Origin of the sequence: Bacteroides sp. RTP21281st1_H5_RTP21281_210402 (assembly GCF_040918965.1) — a bacterium.
GTDB lineage: Bacteria > Bacteroidota > Bacteroidia > Bacteroidales > Bacteroidaceae > Bacteroides > Bacteroides congonensis.
This window is the reverse complement of sequence record NZ_JBCOWR010000029.1, coordinates 19381-39135: the sequence shown is the minus strand read 5'-3', so window position 1 is coordinate 39135 and position 19755 is coordinate 19381. Positions and strand designations below refer to the sequence as shown.

The following is a 19755-nucleotide window of genomic DNA, read 5'->3' as shown; positions in this document are numbered from 1 at the left end:
ATATTGACAAAGAAATGAGCATGAGACACAAAATTATTTTGGTTATACACAAACAACTTTCAAATACACCCAATCAGCCTTTTCAACTTAAAGGCAACGCATTTATAAGTTAAACTCTACAGGACACTCAGAGACTCGCTGCTCAGCGCCTTCTAGAAACGATTTCGCAAAATCATTTCTCATATTCTCATTGTTTATATAGTAATTACATATAAATCAATCAGATAACACTATGAGAAATAAAATCAAATACGGCATTTCTCATACTTTTTTTACCATTTTACCTTAAAAACAGTGCATTTCTCATACGTTTATCAATCATTTCTCATAAGAAAAATAACACTTCTGAAACGAAAAAACCATTAAACAACAACATATTTCAAGGTAAACATGAAGTCATGCACCGCTTAATCACATATTATCAAGCGGTACTTTACAACACATAAAGCAGGCATCAAGAAATCATCCCACTAATATCCGGACATCTTTCCTTAGGTATCTATATATCTTCCCTTAGTCATTGTCAAGGGCTCACTATTGTGAATAAATAGGCTAACAGCCGTAGATAAATATATCTACATATGTGAACAAATAAGCTCACACTAGTGAGCCCTTATACATGATTAAGGGAAAACATAAGAATACTAAAGGATTGACATACAATATACAAAGGCTGATATATAAGATATAAGGAACCGACATATAAGATATAAGGAGTTGGCGTATGATATATAGGAGAAAAAAGATAAAAACAGCTACTTGAAACCGAAACAAACATAAAATTATAGGCTATACGAAGCAAATAAAGCAAAAAAAGCAGTCGACATGGAATATGTCGACTTATCACAAAAACACATATTATACTGATTATAAATATATTATATAATAAAGGTAAAAATTACGTATGAGAGTAAAAGTTACTATCAGGGAGATATAAAGTCCTGCTCCCATAGCTGAAACGACTATGAATAAAAGGTTTCAAACGATTTATGAGAGTATGAGGGTAAAACTCAACAAAACTTTTTATGGGAAGCCTACCTACAGAAGGGCACTAACATAACTTGATAAGGCATCGAACCCATACTTTATAAATACAACAGAGTAAAAGAAGTAATAATTCGATATTGAAACAAGACTTCCACTTTCCGCAAGAACGCAAAGCATCATGTGCATAAGTCGAAACAAATTATTTCAAAACATAAGACCGGACGATTTTCAGTACATTTAAAAGCAATGGTATGCCGAGAAACAAAAAGCCTACAAATCAGAATGATACAGATAGAAATACAAAAATCCAAATTGAAAACTCCGTTTTTCCAATACATCCCTATCTTTGTGGAACGAAGGAAAAAGGGCGTATGATAAAAGAATAAACAAGAATAACTGTTTGCATACAAGAAACAAAAATAACGGTTAAAACAATACTTTGAAATGCAAAGATTGCACAAACGAATAAACAAGAAGCATGCGTCTGCAATTGTCCCTTCAGCTTTTAATTGAAAAAACAATGGAATTATGAATGATTTAAAAAGTTTTATGGAGACAGTCATACTAAGACTGGAAAGCGAAGGGCGGTATGGGACAGCCCACGTTTATCAAAGTACCCTGAATGCTATATCGCAATATTGGCATAGCAAACAGAAAGGCACAATGAAGTTGGATAAAGTTTTCACACCGGCACTTTTGCAGGGATTCGAGAGGTATCTATTAGAGAACATGCTCAGCATGAATACCGTATCTACTTATATGCGTATGCTACGGGCTATTTATCACAGGGCTACCAAAGAAAGACGAATCAAATGGAAACAAGGTTTGTTCGACACCGTATATACAGGTGTGCGGGCAGACACGAAACGAGCGCTGACACCCGGACATATGGGAAACATACTTGTTGCCCGCCAGACACTCCCCTCGCTAAGGGAAGCACAGTCATGGTTCGTACTCCTTTTCTTATTAAGAGGAATGCCGTTTATCGACCTTGCCCGACTGAGGAAATGCGACCTGCACGGGAACACCCTTATCTATAAGAGACAAAAGACCGGACGGGTAATCACCGTGAACGTGACTCCCGAAGCAATGCGGCTTATCAACCAGTTGGCCAACCGGAATCCCAGGTCACCCTACCTATTATCCATCTTACCGGATAATCCGAGGACGCAAGATACAAACGGCTTCGGAAGCAGGGAAGAATACAGACTGTATCAAGCTATACTAAGAGGATTCAACAGAAAGCTGAATGAGCTTTCAAGAAGAATGAATCTCGGAGAAAAGCTATCATCTTATACAGCCCGCCACACATGGGCAACAACTGCCTATCAAAAGAAATGTGCGACAGGAGTTATCTGCAACGCCTTGGGACACTCGTCCGTGAAAGTGACGGAAACGTATTTAAAAGCCTTCGAGCAAAAGGAAATAGATAGGACAAACAGAATGATAATATCTTACATTAAAAAAGAAGCCGAGAAAGGATGCGAAAATCAATATCCAACAGTTACAATTCTGTAATTCAACAATTTACATAGACTGTTACTTTGTAGGTAACGGTACACGAAAGATTCGGCAAATATATGCATTGAATTTGAAATATGAAAACAAAACTAACATTTTTTTTGCAGGTTTTTATAAAAAAGCAAAGATTTTGCTAAAATGAAAACTTTCCTAAACTAAACCAAGCAACTTTATCGCATAAATATTCCAGTCGTATCCGGGGGTTGGATACGAAAACTAAACGTACGCAACTGTGCTCACAGTGGCGCGACTCTCCTTTTGTATTTTTATCCATGCCAACCGCGCTCAGAGGACGCTTCCGACTGCCTGGGGCGACACATGCCGTTACCTACAAAGTAACGGCGCACACCACAGAGAAACAAAAATTTAAAACCAGTATGGAATATTTAAGACGAAAGCTATGCCTATTAGCCGGAAGTATTCTGATGACGTGCGCCGCATGGGGACAAATACTCCCCACCGACTCACTGACAAAGGATCCGGAAGCCTGGTACATCCATTTCAAAACAGGAAAGAGTAATCTTGATTTGGAATACAACGGCAACAGAGGTACTCTACAACGATGTATCGACAGAGTACAAGAGATTATAGACAAAAATGAGTACGTCATCGACCACATCCGCATCATCGGATATGCATCCCCCGAAGGTCCGCTGGCACTGAACATGAAGCTCAGTGCAGCCAGAGCAGATGTGTTGAAAGACTATCTGGTAGCTAAGACCGGACTTGAGCCCGGACTGTTCGAAGTAGTGGCAGGCGGGGAAAACTGGAACGAGCTGCGTGTCATGGTCGAAAAGAGTGACATGAAGGAGAAAGCCCGCATACTGGATATTCTCAACAATACTCCCGAAGGAACGGATCCGGAAATCGCCCTCAAGAAATTGCCCGGCGGTGCTTACCGCTATATGCTGAATACTTTCTATCCGAAACTGAGAAGCGCAAGCAGTGTACAGTTACTAAAAATTGTGCCTGTCGTTGCTCCGCCCGTGGTGAAGGAAGAGATAAAAGTGGTAGAGGTGGATACTGTGAAAAGAACTCCGCAGAAACCGGTAGTACAAGAACCGGAACCTTGCCGGTGCGAACCGCCGTTTATGGCTATCAAAACCAACCTCGCTTCGTGGGCCGCGCTTATCACTCCGAACATCGAACTGGAAGCGTATCTCGGCAACCGCTATTCTATTGCCGTAGAAGGCGCATACCGCTGGCTGAAGGACAGCAAAGCGAAAGGGAACAGCTACAACGTAGCATCCGTATCGCCGGAAGTGCGCATGTACATACGTGACGACCGTTCTTTCCAGGGTTCTTACTGGGGACTATACGGGCTATATGGCGAATATGACGTGAAATTCGGAAGTACGGGACGTCAGGGTAATATCCGCGGACTGGGTGTCTCATACGGATACATCTTCAAGTTCAACCGTTTCGACTGCCTTTATTTCGACCTCGGAATTTCTGCCGGATACAACCGTCTCAAATATGACAAGTATTTCTGGTACGACCCGTGCAACGCATTCAAGCAACATAAGGGCAAGAACTATTGGGGACCAAGCAAAATCAAGGCTTCACTCGTCTGGAGATTTTAAATCATAGGAGGACCTGATTATGAGAATAGAAAAAGATACTGAAACTATGGATTTATATAACAAATATAACGTGTCTGAATGGGGAAACCGGAAAGAGACGATACAACGTAAAAGGTTGACAACAATGATTTCCGCATCTGCGGCGGCACTGTTGATACTTTCCATGCTACTGCTGAGTTCGTGTGAGAAGAAAGACCTTTGTTACCTGGATGCGCATCCGCACGTCTGCCACACCCGACTGACGCTCAAATTCAACACGGCGTGGGATAACGAACCTATTTATTCGAACTACACACGCACCGCGAGCAATGTATCGGTACGCTATGTACTGGAATTCTGGACGCTGGGCGATGACGGCAGACTGGAAACGCAACTGGAACGCAAGATTGTGAACGGCGGCACACTGAACGAAGGCAACAACAGCCAGACAGTGAACGTAGACCTTCCCGCCACAAAGATTGCCGTATTGGCATGGGCTGAACCATTGGCAAGCGGACAAACCGCAAATCCTTACTTCGACGTAACTTCACTCAGCAGTGTCAAGATGCTGGAACCGTTCGGAGCGGGAGCCACCAAAGATGCTTTCAGCGGAAGCGCCACTTGGGATTACAGCGGATACGGAGTGCCGCACTCTCACGCAAACGCCCTCGACTTTACGGAAGAACTGGAACTGTTGCGCCCCTTCGGCACATATACGGTGATTTCCAACGATATGGAAGAGTATTTTGAAAAAGCAGGCGCCGATGCACCGGAACCGCATACTGCCAAAGTGAATTACCAGATGTGGATACCGCCGATGTTCGACACTTTCCGCCAGGTGGCAAACGGTTCACAATCAGGCGCGACATTCGAGCATCCTGTAAGTGTGCATACGGAAGGGAAAGAATACAAACTGGCGGAAGACCTAATCTTTATAGGGCCGGGCGACGGAACAGACAACTATTATAACATTATAGTAGAAACTCACGCGGCAGACGGAAGCAGCATACACAAAAGCGGAAACGCAGAGATACGTATGCAACGCAACAAGCATACATTGGTATATGGCGCGTTCCTGACCGTCCGCAAGCCCAGTTCACCGGGTATCGACGATGATTTTGAAGAAATAATAGAAATAGTGATACCTGATTAATGAATAATTTTTAAGGATAGGATAAGATGAAAAAATATAGGCTTATGAATCACCAGAAGTATTTCCGGATAGTATGTTTCGGTCTGTCGTTTCTCACTGCGGCATGCACCAACGAGTCGCCCTTGAATATAGGGCCGGCTGAATCTCCGGAAACCAGCGTTTCCATACAGGCAACAGTTGACACTAAGGCTGCGAACGAACCGGAAGCGGCAACGGACTACGGCGTAATCACTCGTGCCGGCGGCGACAAGCAAGTACCTGCGGGGTATCGCCTGCGCTGCAAAATCGAAGTGTATTCGACGACAACGAACCTGCGCGTAGCACAGTCCCAGCAATTTATCGACGATGACAGCGGACTGACCGGGGCTATCACTTTCCCGGACATACGATTGGCGCCCAATGATACGTACAAGGCTATCTGCTGGGCTGATTATATCGCGGCAGGGACAGTAACTGACTTGATTTACAATACATCGAAGGGGTTGAGCGACATACGCCTCATCGAGACAATCGGAACTGTTCATTCAGAAGCGGCTGCCAACGACCTGAATATAGAGGATGCCTATGCCGGACAATCCGAATCGTTCACCATCGAAGTGAATGGAGATATAAAGGAAGGCGACGAGGAGAAACTGACTTCAATCAAGTTGAGACGTCCGTTCGTGAAAGTATCTCTCCCATGGGTGAAGTTGACTGACGAGAATGGCGCTGCATGGGCAGAAGGTCTGAAGAATGTCCGAATCGTATATGAAACGGGAAGCGCACTATATACCCAATTTAATGTATGGACAGGAGAGACTTCAGGAGGAAGGACAAATCCCGAATCGCTTTATCCCAAAGAGGTTTCTTCCTTTGACAGGACATTTGCATTGCATGACTATCTGATAGTACCTGTACCGATGGCGGATGTCATTCCTTTATCTTTCTACATTTCGGCAGAAACAGCATCAGGCAGTACTCCGGTGACATTCAAACGGTATGGAAGCGACGCGCCGGATTATTCTTCTATCTCGATCAATCTGCCCAATCCGAATTATATGCTGTTAATCAAAGGAGCGACAGAGGAACAGGAAGGAAGCGAGCGTATATATCCATTGACATTCAAAGAATATCGTCCGTAAAATTTCTTTCTATTATAACAAACAGTGATACATTTTTATTATTAACCAATTTTTTTAAAGCATGAAAAAAAGTTTATTCTGGTCGTTAATAGCTGCAACAGCTATGATGACGGCGTGCGGTGATGATGCATTTGTTGACAACCAACAGGTTGTGACAGGTGAGGAGACGCCTGTAGCGTTCAAAATTAACATGGGGAATGCGATCAGCACTTATTACGGATTTCTCAAAGGGTGGATGGTCTAACTGGAAAGATTCCGACACAGAAATGATTGATGCAGTGAATGTACGTGCAACTTTGCAGATATTCGCTAATGGAGGGACAGCTCCATACACGCAGGTAAGAACTGTATTGACAGAAGCTCCCGGCGGCAACGATATTGATCTTCCTGAATTCCGCCTGGCGGCAGGTAACAGCTACACGGCTGTGGTATGGGTGGACTTCGTTCCGAAATCGGTGACATCTTCGAGCACTGAAAACCGCAACGACTATTATTGGAAGACTGAAAACCTGGCTAATGTTTCCGAACTGGAATTCACAGAGGGTATGATGCCTATCATCGAAACTCCTGAAGCCCGCGACGCTTACACCGGTCTTATCAAGTTCACCGTGAACGCAGACGGCACTTACAATATTGCAGAGGGAACAGAAAATAATAGTATTACAACTGCAATTCCTATCACAGCTACTCGTAAGTTCGCTAAGATCAGCTTGATTTTGACTGACTATGATAACAAGACCGAATGGGCTGACGCTTTGAACAACATTGGTGAAGAGAATATCCTCGAATACTTGGGAATGGAAGTTACTAACCTGTCAACTGGTTACAATGCTTTGACGCAGACTCCGGTTTCGGCAACTCCGACTACTAAGAATTACTTCCACCGTCCGTTTGACGTGGCTTCTGCTACCAGCACTTCTGATGATGTCAATGGTGTGAAATGGCACAAAGATGGTGATAAATACTATCCTATCTTCGACCTGAACTACGTTATCCCTGAAAAAGCAGGTAAAGATGCTACTTATTCTTTGAGCTTCAAAGGTTACAATGTAGACCAACTGGTGGCGACTGAGTTTACCAAAGCTGCTGCTGAACTGACTACTATCAATGAAGTAGCTGACGGACTCAAACTGGTTGCTGTTCGTAACGCAAGCAATGTTCCTGTAAGAACAAATGCTCACACCATCATCAAGATGAATCTGTATAAGGCATATAGCTGTACAGTCACTATCGTTGATGAGTTCACAGGCGGTACTGAAACAGTAGAAATTACTGACGATGACAAAAAACAAAGTACGGACGACCACTTCATTCCTGAAGGTGACGTAAATGGTGCGCATGTTGTAGTGGTACGCGGTGATGACGGTAAGGCTATCTCTATCGATATCACAGGTATCAACAAAGATAACTTCGACCAGGTTATTGATGATCTCGTGGCCATGAAAAACTTATCTTCTGCTGCTGATGAGACTAAACCGGTTATCAACATGAGCGGCACGGATATTCCTAACCCTGCCGATTTCTCTGACCTGACCGGCAATGTAACTAACGACATTAAGTTGACATTGACCAAAGACGGACAGGACATTATCCTGGAAGGTTTGAGCAATAACATTACTTTAGATTTGCCTAGCATCCAAAAATTTGAAGTGACTAGCACTGCTGACGTTACTATCGAAAAAGTTGTATCAAACGGTTGGCCGACAACTATCAAAGCGAAGAATGTCACTTTCGCAGGAACTACGTACAACTCAGTAGCCATCACTGTTGAAAAAACTGCTACATTCAATGGCGGAGAATACAACAGCACGGTTACAGTTATTGGTTCTGAAGATACTGCAAAAGCTGTTATCAGCAGCGGTACATTCAAAGATTTTAACTCTAGCGTAAACACTACAGTTAACGGTGGTTCACTGCCTTACGTAGATAATGATGGCAACGGCGTTGCAGATTACAAGCTGACAATGAAGAACGGTAAAACTTTGACTATAAAGAAAGCAGGCACTGTATTCGGTCCTTTATTTGCTGATTCAGGAGCTGATTGCAAGTTAGTATATGACAGCCAGGACATCAAAAATCTGTACTCAGGATACGAAGGTAGCAACTGGAGCAACATTTCAGTAGCTGTATATTAATCATTCCCACTTTTTTATCTCAACAATCATAGCCGGGTATTGTCTCCTCGTATAGCCTTACCCGGCTATATTTTCCTATCTCTGATTCAAGCTACAAACAAACCCGTTATTGGTGAAATATCTTCTTCACATAGTATTATTTATCCGTTACCGGTTATTTTTCTTTTGTTGTTGCTGCCTGTTATTCAGTTCATGCAGCAATGAGGGTTATTTCTATCCCATCCCCCCTCAACCGGAAAAAGAAACACAACGTATTATCATAGCCTATCTTGCCGGAGACAACAGTCTGTCGTCAGAGATTGAGCAAAAGATAGCAGCGCTTACTGTCGGATTTCTTTCGGCGGATTATTCGCAAAACCGATTATTTATCTATTATGACCGCAAACATGTATCACCCCAACTGATGGAAATCAGTGCCGACACTGAAAACCCTCGGCAGATATTAAAAACTTATACGACACAGAACTCCGCTTCGGCAGAGGTCATGAAGCAAGTGTTGAACGATATTTTGAAAAACTATTCCGCCTCAAGCTACGGATTAATTCTGTTTTCACATGGATCTGCATGGTTGCCGGCAGGCGGTTTGGAAGAACCATACAAAGGAGAGAATTTAGAAAAAGAAGACATCGACTCTTCCCGTCGCAGTACGCGCAGTGTTTGTACCGACGGGGAGAGTGAGATGGAACTGACGGATTTTGCCGCTGCCCTTCCCCTGCCCGGTAATAAGAAATGGGACTTTATTCTTTTTGAAGGTTGCTATATGGGGAGTGTTGAGGTGGCTTATGAGCTGAAAGACAAGACGGAAGCTATCATTGCTTCTCCTACGGAAATCGTGAGTCCGGGAATGACGGAAGTGTATCCGTCCGCCCTGCCCTATCTCTTTCAGCCAACGCCCGGACTGGAGAAGTTTGCCCAAGCCCACTTCAATACATGGGATAGCAAAACGGGAGATTACCGTTCGGCTACTATCAGCGTTGTGCGAACCGGACATTTGGAAGAACTGGCACAGCTTGCCCGTGCCGCTTTTTTGCGTTGGGAGCCGGATGTCGAAACAATTTCTGCCTTACAGTGTTTTAACCGCAACGAATGGCATCTGTTCTTCGACCTTAAAGAAGCATTGCTGACGGCCAATCCCGCGCTAAGTACGTATGTGGATGGCTTATGGAAGAGCATTGTTACCTATTCAGCCGCTACGCCGAGCTTCCTTCCGGGGCTGGCATATGGCTTCACGATACATGCACATAGCGGATTGAGTTGTTATGTGCCACAAAGAGATTTCTTGTATGCAAATCAAGGATACACGCAAACTGCATGGTGTGGGACGGTATACCAATAGCTAATTCCCAAGAAAGCGTTCAGGGATTCCCACTTTAGCTATCAGGCACTGTCACCCCTAATGCCACACCGTGTTTTATTTTTGTTTGTTTGTATGCTAATGCTCTGCGCTGTGAAGCGCGGGGCATTCATTTTTTTAATGAATGCCCCGTTCTTTGTATGATAGATATTCAAATTTTGTATTCCTCTATCTTCCGATATAGTGTAGTAAGCCCGATTTTCAACAAGCGGGCAGTTTCCGTCTTATTCCCTTTTGTATATTCTAATACGCGGGCGATATGCCTGCGTTCCATCGCAGCCAGTTCAAAGCTGCCCGTTGTATCGTCCGAACATTCATAATGAGTGTTCTGAATCTCCAAAGGAAGGTCGCAGATATCCAGTCGTCCACCCTCGCAAACAATCAGGCTGCGTTCGATGACATTTCTTAGTTCGCGGATATTTCCTTTCCAGGGTTGTTGTTCCAGGGCTTCCAGGAAAGCGGGAGTCATTTCACTGACTGTATATGAGAGTTTTTCAGAGAAACTTTTGACGAAAGCGTCAGCCAGAATCCGGATATCTCCCGAGCGCTCACGAAGAGCGGGAAGCTGTACCTGAAATACCGAAAGGCGGTAAAACAAGTCTTCGCGGAAGCGTCCGGCTTTGATTTCTTCCTGCAAGTTGCGGTTGGTAGCGGCTATAATACGCACATTTACCCGTGTCGGTTTGGTATCGCCAATCTTAATATATTCGCCTGTTTCAAGGATACGCAGTAATTTGGCTTGTAGTTCAAAAGCCATTTCACCGATTTCGTCGAGGAAGATAGTACCATTGTCGGCTTCCTCAAAAAGCCCTTTCTTATCTTTCAATGCGCCGGTGAACGAGCCGGCTCTGTGTCCGAACATTTCGCTTTCCAACAATTCCTTGCTGAAAGAGGAGCAGTTGACTGCCACAAAATTCTGTTTGCTCCGTCTGCTGTTATAATGTATGGCCTGTGCAAAGACTTCTTTTCCCGTTCCGGTTTCGCCGGTCAACAATACGGGAACATCCGTCACAGATACCTTTTGTGCCAACAGGACTGCTTCTTTCAAGGCTTTCGATTCACCCAGAATAGAATCAAACGAATACATCCGACCGACTTTCTTCTCCAGTTTCTTCAGGCGGACATTCATTTTCGCCTTTTCTACGGCACGGCTTATCAAGGGGATAATCTTATTGTTATCATCTCCTTTCGTTATATAATCAAACGCGCCGTTTTTGATTGCCTGCACGCCGTCGGGGATATTACCGTGGGCGGTGAGAAGAATCACTTCAACGTCGGGAGCTGTTTTTTTGATAGTCAATACCAGGTCAACACCGTTTCCGTCGGGAAGAAAAACATCGCATAAAGCCACGTCGGGCGACTGGACTTCCAGTTGTTTGAGAGCAGTTTTACAATCACCTGCCTGACATACTTCATACCCCTCGAGCCCCAACATACGAGCCAAAAGGCTGCGAATCTGGACTTCATCGTCAATAATAAGAATTTTACTCATACAATTTTGCCTATATTAAATAGAAGAATGAAAAACAGGGTGTGCAAATATAAGTTTTTTCAATGAATCCATGAACATTTCACTTATACTGTTTGTTATTTCCTTAGGAAACTATTTACATTAATAAATATATGAAAGTAATCATTATCGGAGGCGTTGCAGGCGGAGCTACCACTGCTGCCCGAATCAGACGAGTAGACGAGTCAGCGGAAATCATCCTTTTGGAAAAAGGAAAGTATATATCGTATGCCAATTGCGGCTTGCCTTATTATATAGGTGGAGTCATCGAAGAGCGTGAAAAGCTGTTCGTCCAGACTCCCGAAGCATTTTCTACACGCTTCCGCGTAGATGTCCGCACGGAGAATGAAGTGATTTTTATCGACCGGAAAAGAAAGACAGTCACGGTGCGGCAAAGCAGCGAAGATACGTATGAAGAGAGTTACGACAAGCTGTTAATATCAACCGGTGCTTCCCCTGTACGCCCGCCCCTGCCGGGAATAGACCTGAGCGGAATCTTCACTTTGAGAAACGTTGCGGATACGGACAAAATCAAAGCATATATCGACAGCCATGCTCCGCGGCAAGCGGTAGTGGTAGGAGCCGGATTTATCGGGCTTGAAATGGCGGAGAATTTACACGCACAGGGGGCGAAGGTGTCGATTGTGGAAATGGGTAACCAAGTGATGGCTCCCATCGACTTTTCAATGGCTTCACTGGTACATCAGCATTTGATGGACAAGGGAGTCAACCTATATCTGGAACAGGCAGTAGCTTCTTTTGAACGGGATGGAAAGGGGTTGAAGGTCACTTTCAAGAACGGTCAGTCCATTGCTGCCGATATTGTTATTTTATCTATCGGCGTACGTCCGGAAACGAACCTGGCACGGGCTGCCGGACTGACTATCGGCCCGGCCGGCGGTATTGCCGTTAATGATTATTTGCAGACGTCCGATGAATCAATTTATGCTATCGGCGACGCGATTGAATATCGCCATCCGATTACCGGAAAGCCATGGCTTAACTATCTTGCCGGGCCTGCCAACCGTCAGGGACGTATTGCCGCCGATAATATACTGGGAGCGAAGATTGCCTATGAAGGTTCTATCGGCACTTCCATCGCCAAGGTTTTCGATATGACGGTAGCTTCTACCGGATTACCCGGAAAGCGGTTGCGGGTGGAAGGGATTGATTATATGTCGTCTACCATTCATCCGTCTTCCCACGCCGGATACTACCCGGATGCCATGCCGATGAGTATCAAGATCACTTTCGACAAACAGACGGGACGGCTGTATGGCGGGCAAATAGTCGGTTATGACGGGGTTGACAAGCGGATTGACGAACTGGCGCTTGTCATCAAACATGAGGGAACTATCTATGACTTGATGAAAGTGGAGCAGGCTTACGCACCACCGTTCTCTTCCGCCAAAGACCCGGTAGCGCTGGCGGGATATGTGGCCGAGGATATTATCATCGGTAAAACGAACCCTATCTATTGGAGAGAACTGCGAGATATTGAAATGGAGAACAAATTCCTGCTGGATGTCCGCACTCCGGACGAATTTGCTTTAGGTACTTTGCCGGGAGCGGTGAATATTCCGTTGGATGAGCTGCGCGACCGGTTGACGGAACTGCCGAAAGACCGGATGATTTATACTTTCTGTGCGGTCGGACTGCGGGGATACCTTGCTTACCGCATCTTGACACAACACGGATTTGAGAAGGTCCGTAATCTTTCGGGCGGGCTCAAGACATATCGTGCAGCCACTGCTCCGATTATCATACATGAAGATAATGGAAGCGAAATAGAGGAAATGCCCATACAGCAAAAGGGGGCTGCTTCTGCCGCTCCCATCGCAGCCGCCAAAACCATCCGGGTAGATGCCTGCGGATTGCAATGTCCCGGCCCGATTCTGAAAATGAAAAAAACAATGGACGGATTGGCTTCGGGCGAACGGGTGGAGATTACGTCAACCGACCCGGGATTCCCGCGCGACGCCGCCGCATGGTGCAGTTCGACTGGTAATCAACTGGTTTCTAAAGAGGCATCCGGTGGAAAATCTGTCGTTATTATTGAAAAAGGAGAACCAAAATCATGCAATATTGTTACTTCTTGTGAGGGCAAAGGAAAAACTTTTATCATGTTCAGTGATGATTTGGACAAAGCTTTAGCTACCTTTGTACTCGCTAACGGCGCAGCAGCCACCGGACAGAAAGTTACAATCTTCTTTACCTTTTGGGGATTGAACGTTATCAAGAAGTTGCACAAGCCGAAAGTGGAAAAAGATATTTTTGGAAAAATGTTTGGTATGATGCTGCCGTCAAGCTCAAAGAAACTAAAACTTTCGAAGATGAGCATGGGCGGAATAGGTGGAAAAATGATGCGGTATATCATGAAGGAGAAGGGAATCGACTCACTTGAATCACTGCGCCAGCAAGCCTTGGAAAACGGAGTCGAATTTATTGCTTGCCAGATGTCAATGGACGTGATGGGAGTAAAACAAGAAGAACTTCTGGACGAGGTGACCATCGGCGGTGTGGCAACGTATATGGAACGAGCGGATAATGCCAACGTTAATCTGTTTATTTAACGGAAGTAACTAATAAAAATATATTCAAATAAGATATGAAAACAATATGTGCAATGCGTGATGTGTTCAGAGCCATGACAAGCTTTGAAACTGCATTTGAAAAAGTCTACCGGATATCGCTGAATGAGGCTATGATATTGTGTACTCTCAAGTGCTCTTCGGAGAGAATGACGGCCACCAACCTGTCAAAACAAACGGACTTGAGCCCGTCGCATACATCGAAGATGCTTCGAATACTGGAAGAAAAGGAGTTAATCATCAGAACCCTCGGAAATGAAGACCGACGTCAAATGTATTTTCATCTGTCCCCGACGGGGAAACAACGGGTGACTGAACTGGAACTTGACAAAGTGGAGATACCGGAATTATTAAAACCGCTGTTTTAAGAAACGGATTTTCAAACAAATTTCAGTAAACAACAAAAAGATGAGCAATCCGCCTGACCATCGGCAGATTGCTCATCTTTTTTGATGGAAGCCGGAAAAAGAAAGATGTTAATTTTCCGGCAAAACTATTTTTCAGGCGAACCTTTTTATTTCTATCTTGTTGTTTGTAGCAAATGCCCCAAGGTACCAGGGCATGATTTTTATATAACCTAAACATTATAAAGATATGAAGAAATTAATTCCTATTTTATTGGCGGTCTTTGCACTCGCATCTTGCGAAAAAGACCCGGACATGGGTAAGCTGGATGACAACTATCTGGTGTACACTAACCACGACGAGAAAGCTGACTTCAAAGTTCCTACATTCTTTCTGGCTCCACAGATTCTTGTAATCAGTGACAGCAAAGAACCGGAATATCTCGAAGGAGAAGGCGCTGAACAAATTCTGGCTGCTTACACAGAAAACATGGAAGCCAGAGGTTACACGGCCGCTGCTGACAAAGAAAGCGCAGACCTTGGTATTCAAGTGAGCTACATTGCAAGTACTTATTATTTCACCAGTTATGCTCAACCTGAATGGTGGTGGGGTTATCCCGGTTACTGGGGTCCCGGTTACTGGGGCGGAAACTGGGGTGGCGGATGGTACTACCCGTACGCTGTGACTTACAGTTATAGTACCAACTCATTCCTGACAGAAATGGTGAACTTGAAAGCCGAACAAGGTGAAAGCAAAAAACTGCCTGTTGTATGGACAAGCTATCTGACCGGATTTGAAACTGGCTCTAAAGCTATCAACCGCACTCTGGCAGTGCAAGCTGTCAACCAGTCATTCACTCAGTCACCTTATCTTACTAACAAATAATCAACTACAACTGTTATGAAAACAAGAAAAAATATATACTTCAAGGTAGTAGCACTGGCGGCTATTGCCATCGCCTTCGCCATGCCGGCCAAGGCACAGTTATCCGACAATGGATATGCCAACATCGACTGGCAGTTCAATGCCCCGCTGAGCAATCATTTTGCCGACAAGGCAAGTGGCTGGGGTATGAACTTTGAAGGTGGTTATTTTGTGACTCCGAACATCGGTTTGGGACTTTTCCTGAACTATCACAGTAACCACGAATATGTAGGCCGCGAAACGTTCAAAATGGCAAACGGCGATGTGACTACCGACCAGCAACATACTATCTTCCAGTTGCCTTTCGGTGCTGCAGCACGCTACCAGTGGAACCGTGGCGGTTCTTTCCAACCTTATGTCAGTGCTAAACTCGGTGCTGAATATGCGAAAGTACGCTCCAACTTCAATATGCTTGAAGCAAGAGAAAACAGTTGGGGCTTCTATGCTTCTCCTGAAGTGGGTATCAATGTATTCCCCTGGGTATACGGACCGGGCTTACACTTTGCTTTGTACTACAGCTATGGTACCAACAAGGCTGATGTACTGCATTACAATGTAGATGGATTGAGCAACTTCGGCTTCCGCCTGGGTGTATCGTTCTAAAAAAGAACTGCAACTATCAGAATATTACGTTAATAATAAAAGAAGTAAAAGGTGACTTTTTAATATAGCCGCCTTTTACTTTCTTTTTTTTAGGCACGGATTACTTATTTCTTCTTCATCGCATCGTAAATCGCTTCCTGTATCCGTTCGCGAATATGCAATTGGTTCAGCTTGCGATTGGTGACATTGGGATAAATACGGTTGCTCAAAAAGACATAGACCAAGTCGTTCTCCGGATCTACCCAGGCACATGTACCGGTGAATCCGGTATGTCCGTACACTCCGGCAGGTACGCCGGAAGCACAGTTTCCTTTCTTCGGGTCTTCCATATCCGGTTTATCAAAGCCCAGTCCCCGACGGCTTATCTTTGAAGTTTCCGTTGTAAACAGATTACAGGTTTCTTTGCTCAAATAGCGTTTTCCGTCTATCTCTCCGCCATTCAACAACATCTGATAGACACGCGCCACTTCACGGGCGGTTGAGAAAAGTCCGGCATTTCCGGCAAGTCCGCCGAAGAAAGCGGAAGCCTCATCATGTACATATCCTTGCAAAGTCTCTTTCCGCAAGAAGCGGTCTTTGTTGGATGGCACGATTTCCGATTTGGCAAAACGGCGCAAAGGCAAGTAGCCTGTACGTTCCAAGCCCATCGGTTCATAAAATTCACGTTGCAAATAGGCTTCCATTGGCATTCCCGCCAACTGTTCCACCAACATTCCCAACAGGATAAAGCCTATATCACTATATACGTAACGTTTCTGCTTCAACGGAGCTTCCACTATTTTCTCTTCTATCACTGTCCGGAAAGAGCGGTTCAGCCACAGGCTGTCGCAAATCTGAATGGTGTAATCGCCGGTCTTGACAGGGGATATGTATTCGCTTTTAAACTTGAATTTCGGATTGGCCCATGTAGCCGTTCCGATCTGTACCGGATGGTGCGCGTCTTTGCGTGCACTGAACAGCCTTCCGTCGTAACTGTCTTTATCAATAACCTCCTGATAGAAAGGAAGCCAGGGCGGCAAACCGGACTGGTGGTATAGTATCTCCCGAATCGTTATATCTTTCTTATCCGTGCGTTGCAGGAACGGCAGATAATCGGATATCTTATCGGTCAGGTTGAAACGTCCTTTATCGTAGAGTTTCATAACGGCAAGCAGTGTTCCCGTTGTTTTGGAAAGGGAAGCCAAATCGTAAATGTCCGTAGATTCGACACCGGGGCTGCCTTTTCCCGCATAAGTGCCGAAAGCCTTATCAACCATGACATGACCGTTTTTCAGCACTACCACCTGACAGCCGGGATAGGCTCCTTGTTGGATACCGTCCAATGCTATAGTATCAATTTTTTTAAGAAGGGCGGACGAAAGACCATGTTCTTCGGGAATGAAATGCAAAGGAGTTTCCGGCGTGATCGTCACTCCTGCCCCTGTCGGGAATAATCCTCCTATGCTTGCTGACAACCGCCCGTCCGCCGTAGCCTTTGCAAACAGGATATCAGCCGTTTGGCGTTGCACATCGCTATTGTGACTATGCCCCAATATCACTGCCGGAGCGTGAGACACCGCATGATGAATCTGCATCATCATTTTGCCGGGAGTGAAGAACAGGTAAATGGCCGGATTTTCGGGAGCGAACTTTGCGAAGAACGAATGGTAAGGAGCCAGGCGTTGTTCGCTGACGGCGATAACTATTCGTTTATAAGTAGCCAACGAATCACGCAACCGCCGATTCTCCGCTTCTGTCTGATTAGGCCGAAGCCGAAAACGAGCCAGTGATGTATAACGTGACATTTGTCTGGCTAATACTTCCGTTTCTCCCGGCTTTCCGATTTCGAGCAACGCAAGTGTCTGCGCTTTGTCGACATGAAGTGGCAGGATGTGATTTTTATTATTCAGCACGGTAATGGCCGCCTGGTTCAGCCGACGGATCAAATCACGTGTCTGAGGCCTGTTGATTCGCTGTTCCAGGCCGGATAGTTGTATAAACGTTTTTTTCTTGAGTCCTAATACATATTTATAGGTCAGTACTTTCCGGCATTTATTTTCAATATCTTCCCTGGCAAGCTCTCCTTTTTCAACCGCTTCCAACACAGCCGGTATTTCTTCTTTCAGATTTCGGGGAGCGAGTACCATGTCATTGCCGGCTTTCAATGCTTGCAAGCTGACATGACCATTGCCCGATACTCCTTTCATCGCGAGTGCGTCGGTGAATACCAGTCCTTTGAAAGCCAGTTCGTCTGTCAGCAAATCGTACACGACATTGCGGGACAAGGAAGAGGGAAGTCCGCCTACCGGTTCGATCACCGGTACTTGCAAGTGTCCTACCATCATGCCGCCCAGTCCGGCACGAATCGCTTTTTTAAAGGGGTAAAGTTCCACGCTGTCCAGGCGGTCGCGAGTGAAAGGAAGTACCGGAAGCGATTTATGCGAATCGACATCGGTGTCGCCATGACCGGGGAAATGTTTACATACGGATAATACTCCCCCACCTTCCAGTCCATAAGCGTAAGCGATTACTTTATCCGCCACCTGCACCGGGTCTTCTCCGAAAGAACGGGTGTTGATAACCGGATTCTTGGGATTGATGTTCACATCCGCCACCGGAGCAAAATTGACCTGTACGCCAATCTGCCGGCATTGACGGGCTACTTCGCTACCGTATTCATAAATCAGTTGATTATCACGGATACATCCCAATACCATATTTCTCGGGAAAACAGGTGTTCCGCGCAAACGCATCGCCAAGCCCCATTCGCCGTCGAAGGTTATCATCACAGGAACTTTCGCCTGCTTCTGTGCCCGATTTGTCAGTTCGACCTGAGTTTGCATTTTCCCACCGGAGAAGAGAAGTCCGCCTACCTTGTGGGTTTCAACAGCTTCATGCAGCAGTTCCAGGTTTCGTTTGGTATCTATCGGAGCTATGGTATAGATAAATAACTGGCCTACCTTTTCTTTAAAGGAGAGTTTGTTCATTACCGAGTCTACCCAGTGACGGCAGTCTTCATCCTGAAGAGCTTTGGAAACAAGCAATGGTTCGACTGTGGCAGTATTGGTATTCTGCGCCGAACTTGTGACCTGTCCGGCAGAGAAAAGAAATAAAATCGCTAAAATTGAGGGAATTATCTTCATTTACGTTTCAAAGTCAAGTTGAGACGGCCTACACGCACACCGCTTTTTCCGGAATGCATGACGGGCACTTCCTTGCCGTCCATATTCAAATAAGTTTTCGGGCCTTTCATAAAGGTATGTGAATGTCCGCCCAGAATCACGTCGATATTGCGTGTTTTCGCAACGAGGCGTTCGTCCATCTGAATACCCAGATGAGACAGGCATACTATTACGTCGCATCCTTTCTTTTTCAGCAAGGCTGCTATTTTATTCGATACTTCGATAGGGTTTTCATAAATGACACCTTCGCATTTGTTTGCCTGAATCAGACCTTCCGGTTTGGCTCCCAAGCCGAATACGCCAATCTTCAAGCCATATTTTTCGAGGATTACATAAGGCTTTACGATGTCTTTCAAGGGAGTGGTGTCCAAGTTGTAGTTGGCACAAACGACCGGAAATTTCGCCATTTTGAAAAGGCGTGCCATATTATCCATGCCGAAATCAAATTCATGGTTGCCGATAGTCATGGCTTCGTAGCCCATTTCATTCATTAGTTTCACTTCCACTTCTCCCTGGAACATATTATAATAAGGTGTACCTTGGGAAATATCTCCGCAATCGAACAACAGGACATTCTTATGCTCCTTGCGGAACTGGTCGAGGAAAGCAGCCCGGCGGACAAATCCGCCTTCATCGTAATTACGGTCGCCTTTTTGGTTGATAGGCTCGATGCGGCTATGTACGTCACTGGTCTGTAAAAGTATAAGTTCTTTGGTATCCTGCGCAAATAGGGAAAAAGCAAAGCTCAATGCAAGGCATAGCAGGAATGATATTTGAATTCTTTTCAT

General features: G+C 45.1%; 14 protein-coding genes. 11 read left to right on the top strand and 3 right to left on the bottom strand.

Annotated features, from left to right (window positions below; translation table 11 throughout):
• Positions 1–1515: 1515 nt before the first annotated feature.
• The 7 genes from AB5443_RS23915 to AB5443_RS23885 all read left to right on the top strand — a co-directional run bounded on the left by AB5443_RS23915 (position 1516) and on the right by AB5443_RS23885 (position 9815).
• Entirely contained in the window at positions 1516–2505 is a 990-nt protein-coding gene (locus tag AB5443_RS23915; protein ID WP_368114437.1) for a tyrosine-type recombinase/integrase, read from the top strand.
• Positions 2506–2885: 380 nt separating this feature from the next.
• A complete protein-coding gene (locus tag AB5443_RS23910; protein WP_195405693.1) occupies positions 2886–4091 on the top strand; it encodes a DUF3575 domain-containing protein in 1206 nt (401 codons plus the stop codon).
• A gap of 19 nt (positions 4092–4110) precedes the next feature.
• On the top strand, positions 4111–5223 hold the full coding sequence (locus tag AB5443_RS23905) for a DUF6562 domain-containing protein (protein WP_368114436.1): 1113 nt from the start codon (positions 4111–4113) through the stop codon (positions 5221–5223).
• A 44-nt stretch (positions 5224–5267) separates the two neighbouring features.
• On the top strand, positions 5268–6344 hold the full coding sequence (locus AB5443_RS23900; RefSeq protein ID WP_368114435.1) for a DUF6562 domain-containing protein: 1077 nt from the start codon (positions 5268–5270) through the stop codon (positions 6342–6344).
• Positions 6345–6405: 61 nt separating this feature from the next.
• Positions 6406–6588, top strand: coding sequence for a hypothetical protein (locus AB5443_RS23895; protein WP_368114434.1), 183 nt, complete (start codon positions 6406–6408; stop codon positions 6586–6588).
• The gene (locus AB5443_RS23890) at positions 6542–8479 is read left to right on the top strand and encodes a hypothetical protein (protein ID WP_368114433.1); all 1938 of its coding nucleotides are present in this window, start codon (positions 6542–6544) and stop codon (positions 8477–8479) included. Before AB5443_RS23895 ends, AB5443_RS23890 begins: the two co-directional genes overlap by 47 nt.
• A 112-nt stretch (positions 8480–8591) precedes the next feature.
• Positions 8592–9815 carry a clostripain-related cysteine peptidase gene (locus AB5443_RS23885; protein WP_368114432.1) on the top strand — a complete coding sequence of 408 codons (1224 nt, stop codon included), beginning with the start codon at positions 8592–8594 and terminating at the stop codon, positions 9813–9815.
• A gap of 169 nt (positions 9816–9984) precedes the next feature.
• On the opposite strand, the gene AB5443_RS23880 is transcribed toward AB5443_RS23885, so the two are convergent.
• Positions 9985–11325 (bottom strand): sigma-54-dependent transcriptional regulator, encoded by a 1341-nt coding sequence (locus AB5443_RS23880; RefSeq protein WP_368114431.1) that lies wholly within the window; start codon positions 11323–11325, stop codon positions 9985–9987.
• Between the two features lie 131 nt (positions 11326–11456).
• Here AB5443_RS23880 and AB5443_RS23875 point away from each other — a divergent pair, with 131 nt between their 5' ends.
• The 4 genes from AB5443_RS23875 (at position 11457) to AB5443_RS23860 (ending at position 15806) form a co-directional block, all read left to right on the top strand.
• Complete coding sequence (locus AB5443_RS23875) at positions 11457–13916, top strand: FAD-dependent oxidoreductase (protein WP_368114430.1); 2460 nt, start codon at positions 11457–11459, stop codon at positions 13914–13916.
• 35 nt (positions 13917–13951) lie between these two features.
• A complete protein-coding gene (locus tag AB5443_RS23870) occupies positions 13952–14302 on the top strand; it encodes a winged helix DNA-binding protein (RefSeq protein WP_022138550.1) in 351 nt (116 codons plus the stop codon).
• Positions 14303–14528: 226 nt separating this feature from the next.
• Entirely contained in the window at positions 14529–15164 is a 636-nt protein-coding gene (locus tag AB5443_RS23865) for a DUF4136 domain-containing protein (RefSeq protein WP_022138549.1), read from the top strand.
• 15 nt (positions 15165–15179) lie between these two features.
• Positions 15180–15806, top strand: coding sequence for a porin family protein (locus AB5443_RS23860; protein ID WP_288359740.1), 627 nt, complete (start codon positions 15180–15182; stop codon positions 15804–15806).
• 104 nt (positions 15807–15910) lie between these two features.
• On the opposite strand, the gene AB5443_RS23855 is transcribed toward AB5443_RS23860, so the two are convergent.
• Together AB5443_RS23855 and AB5443_RS23850 are read right to left on the bottom strand one after the other, a co-directional pair.
• Positions 15911–18928, bottom strand: coding sequence for a glycoside hydrolase family 3 N-terminal domain-containing protein (locus AB5443_RS23855; RefSeq protein ID WP_368114429.1), 3018 nt, complete (start codon positions 18926–18928; stop codon positions 15911–15913).
• The gene (locus AB5443_RS23850) at positions 18925–19755 is read right to left on the bottom strand and encodes a metallophosphatase (RefSeq protein ID WP_303005961.1); all 831 of its coding nucleotides are present in this window, start codon (positions 19753–19755) and stop codon (positions 18925–18927) included. The genes AB5443_RS23855 and AB5443_RS23850 overlap by 4 nt, the downstream gene beginning before the upstream one ends.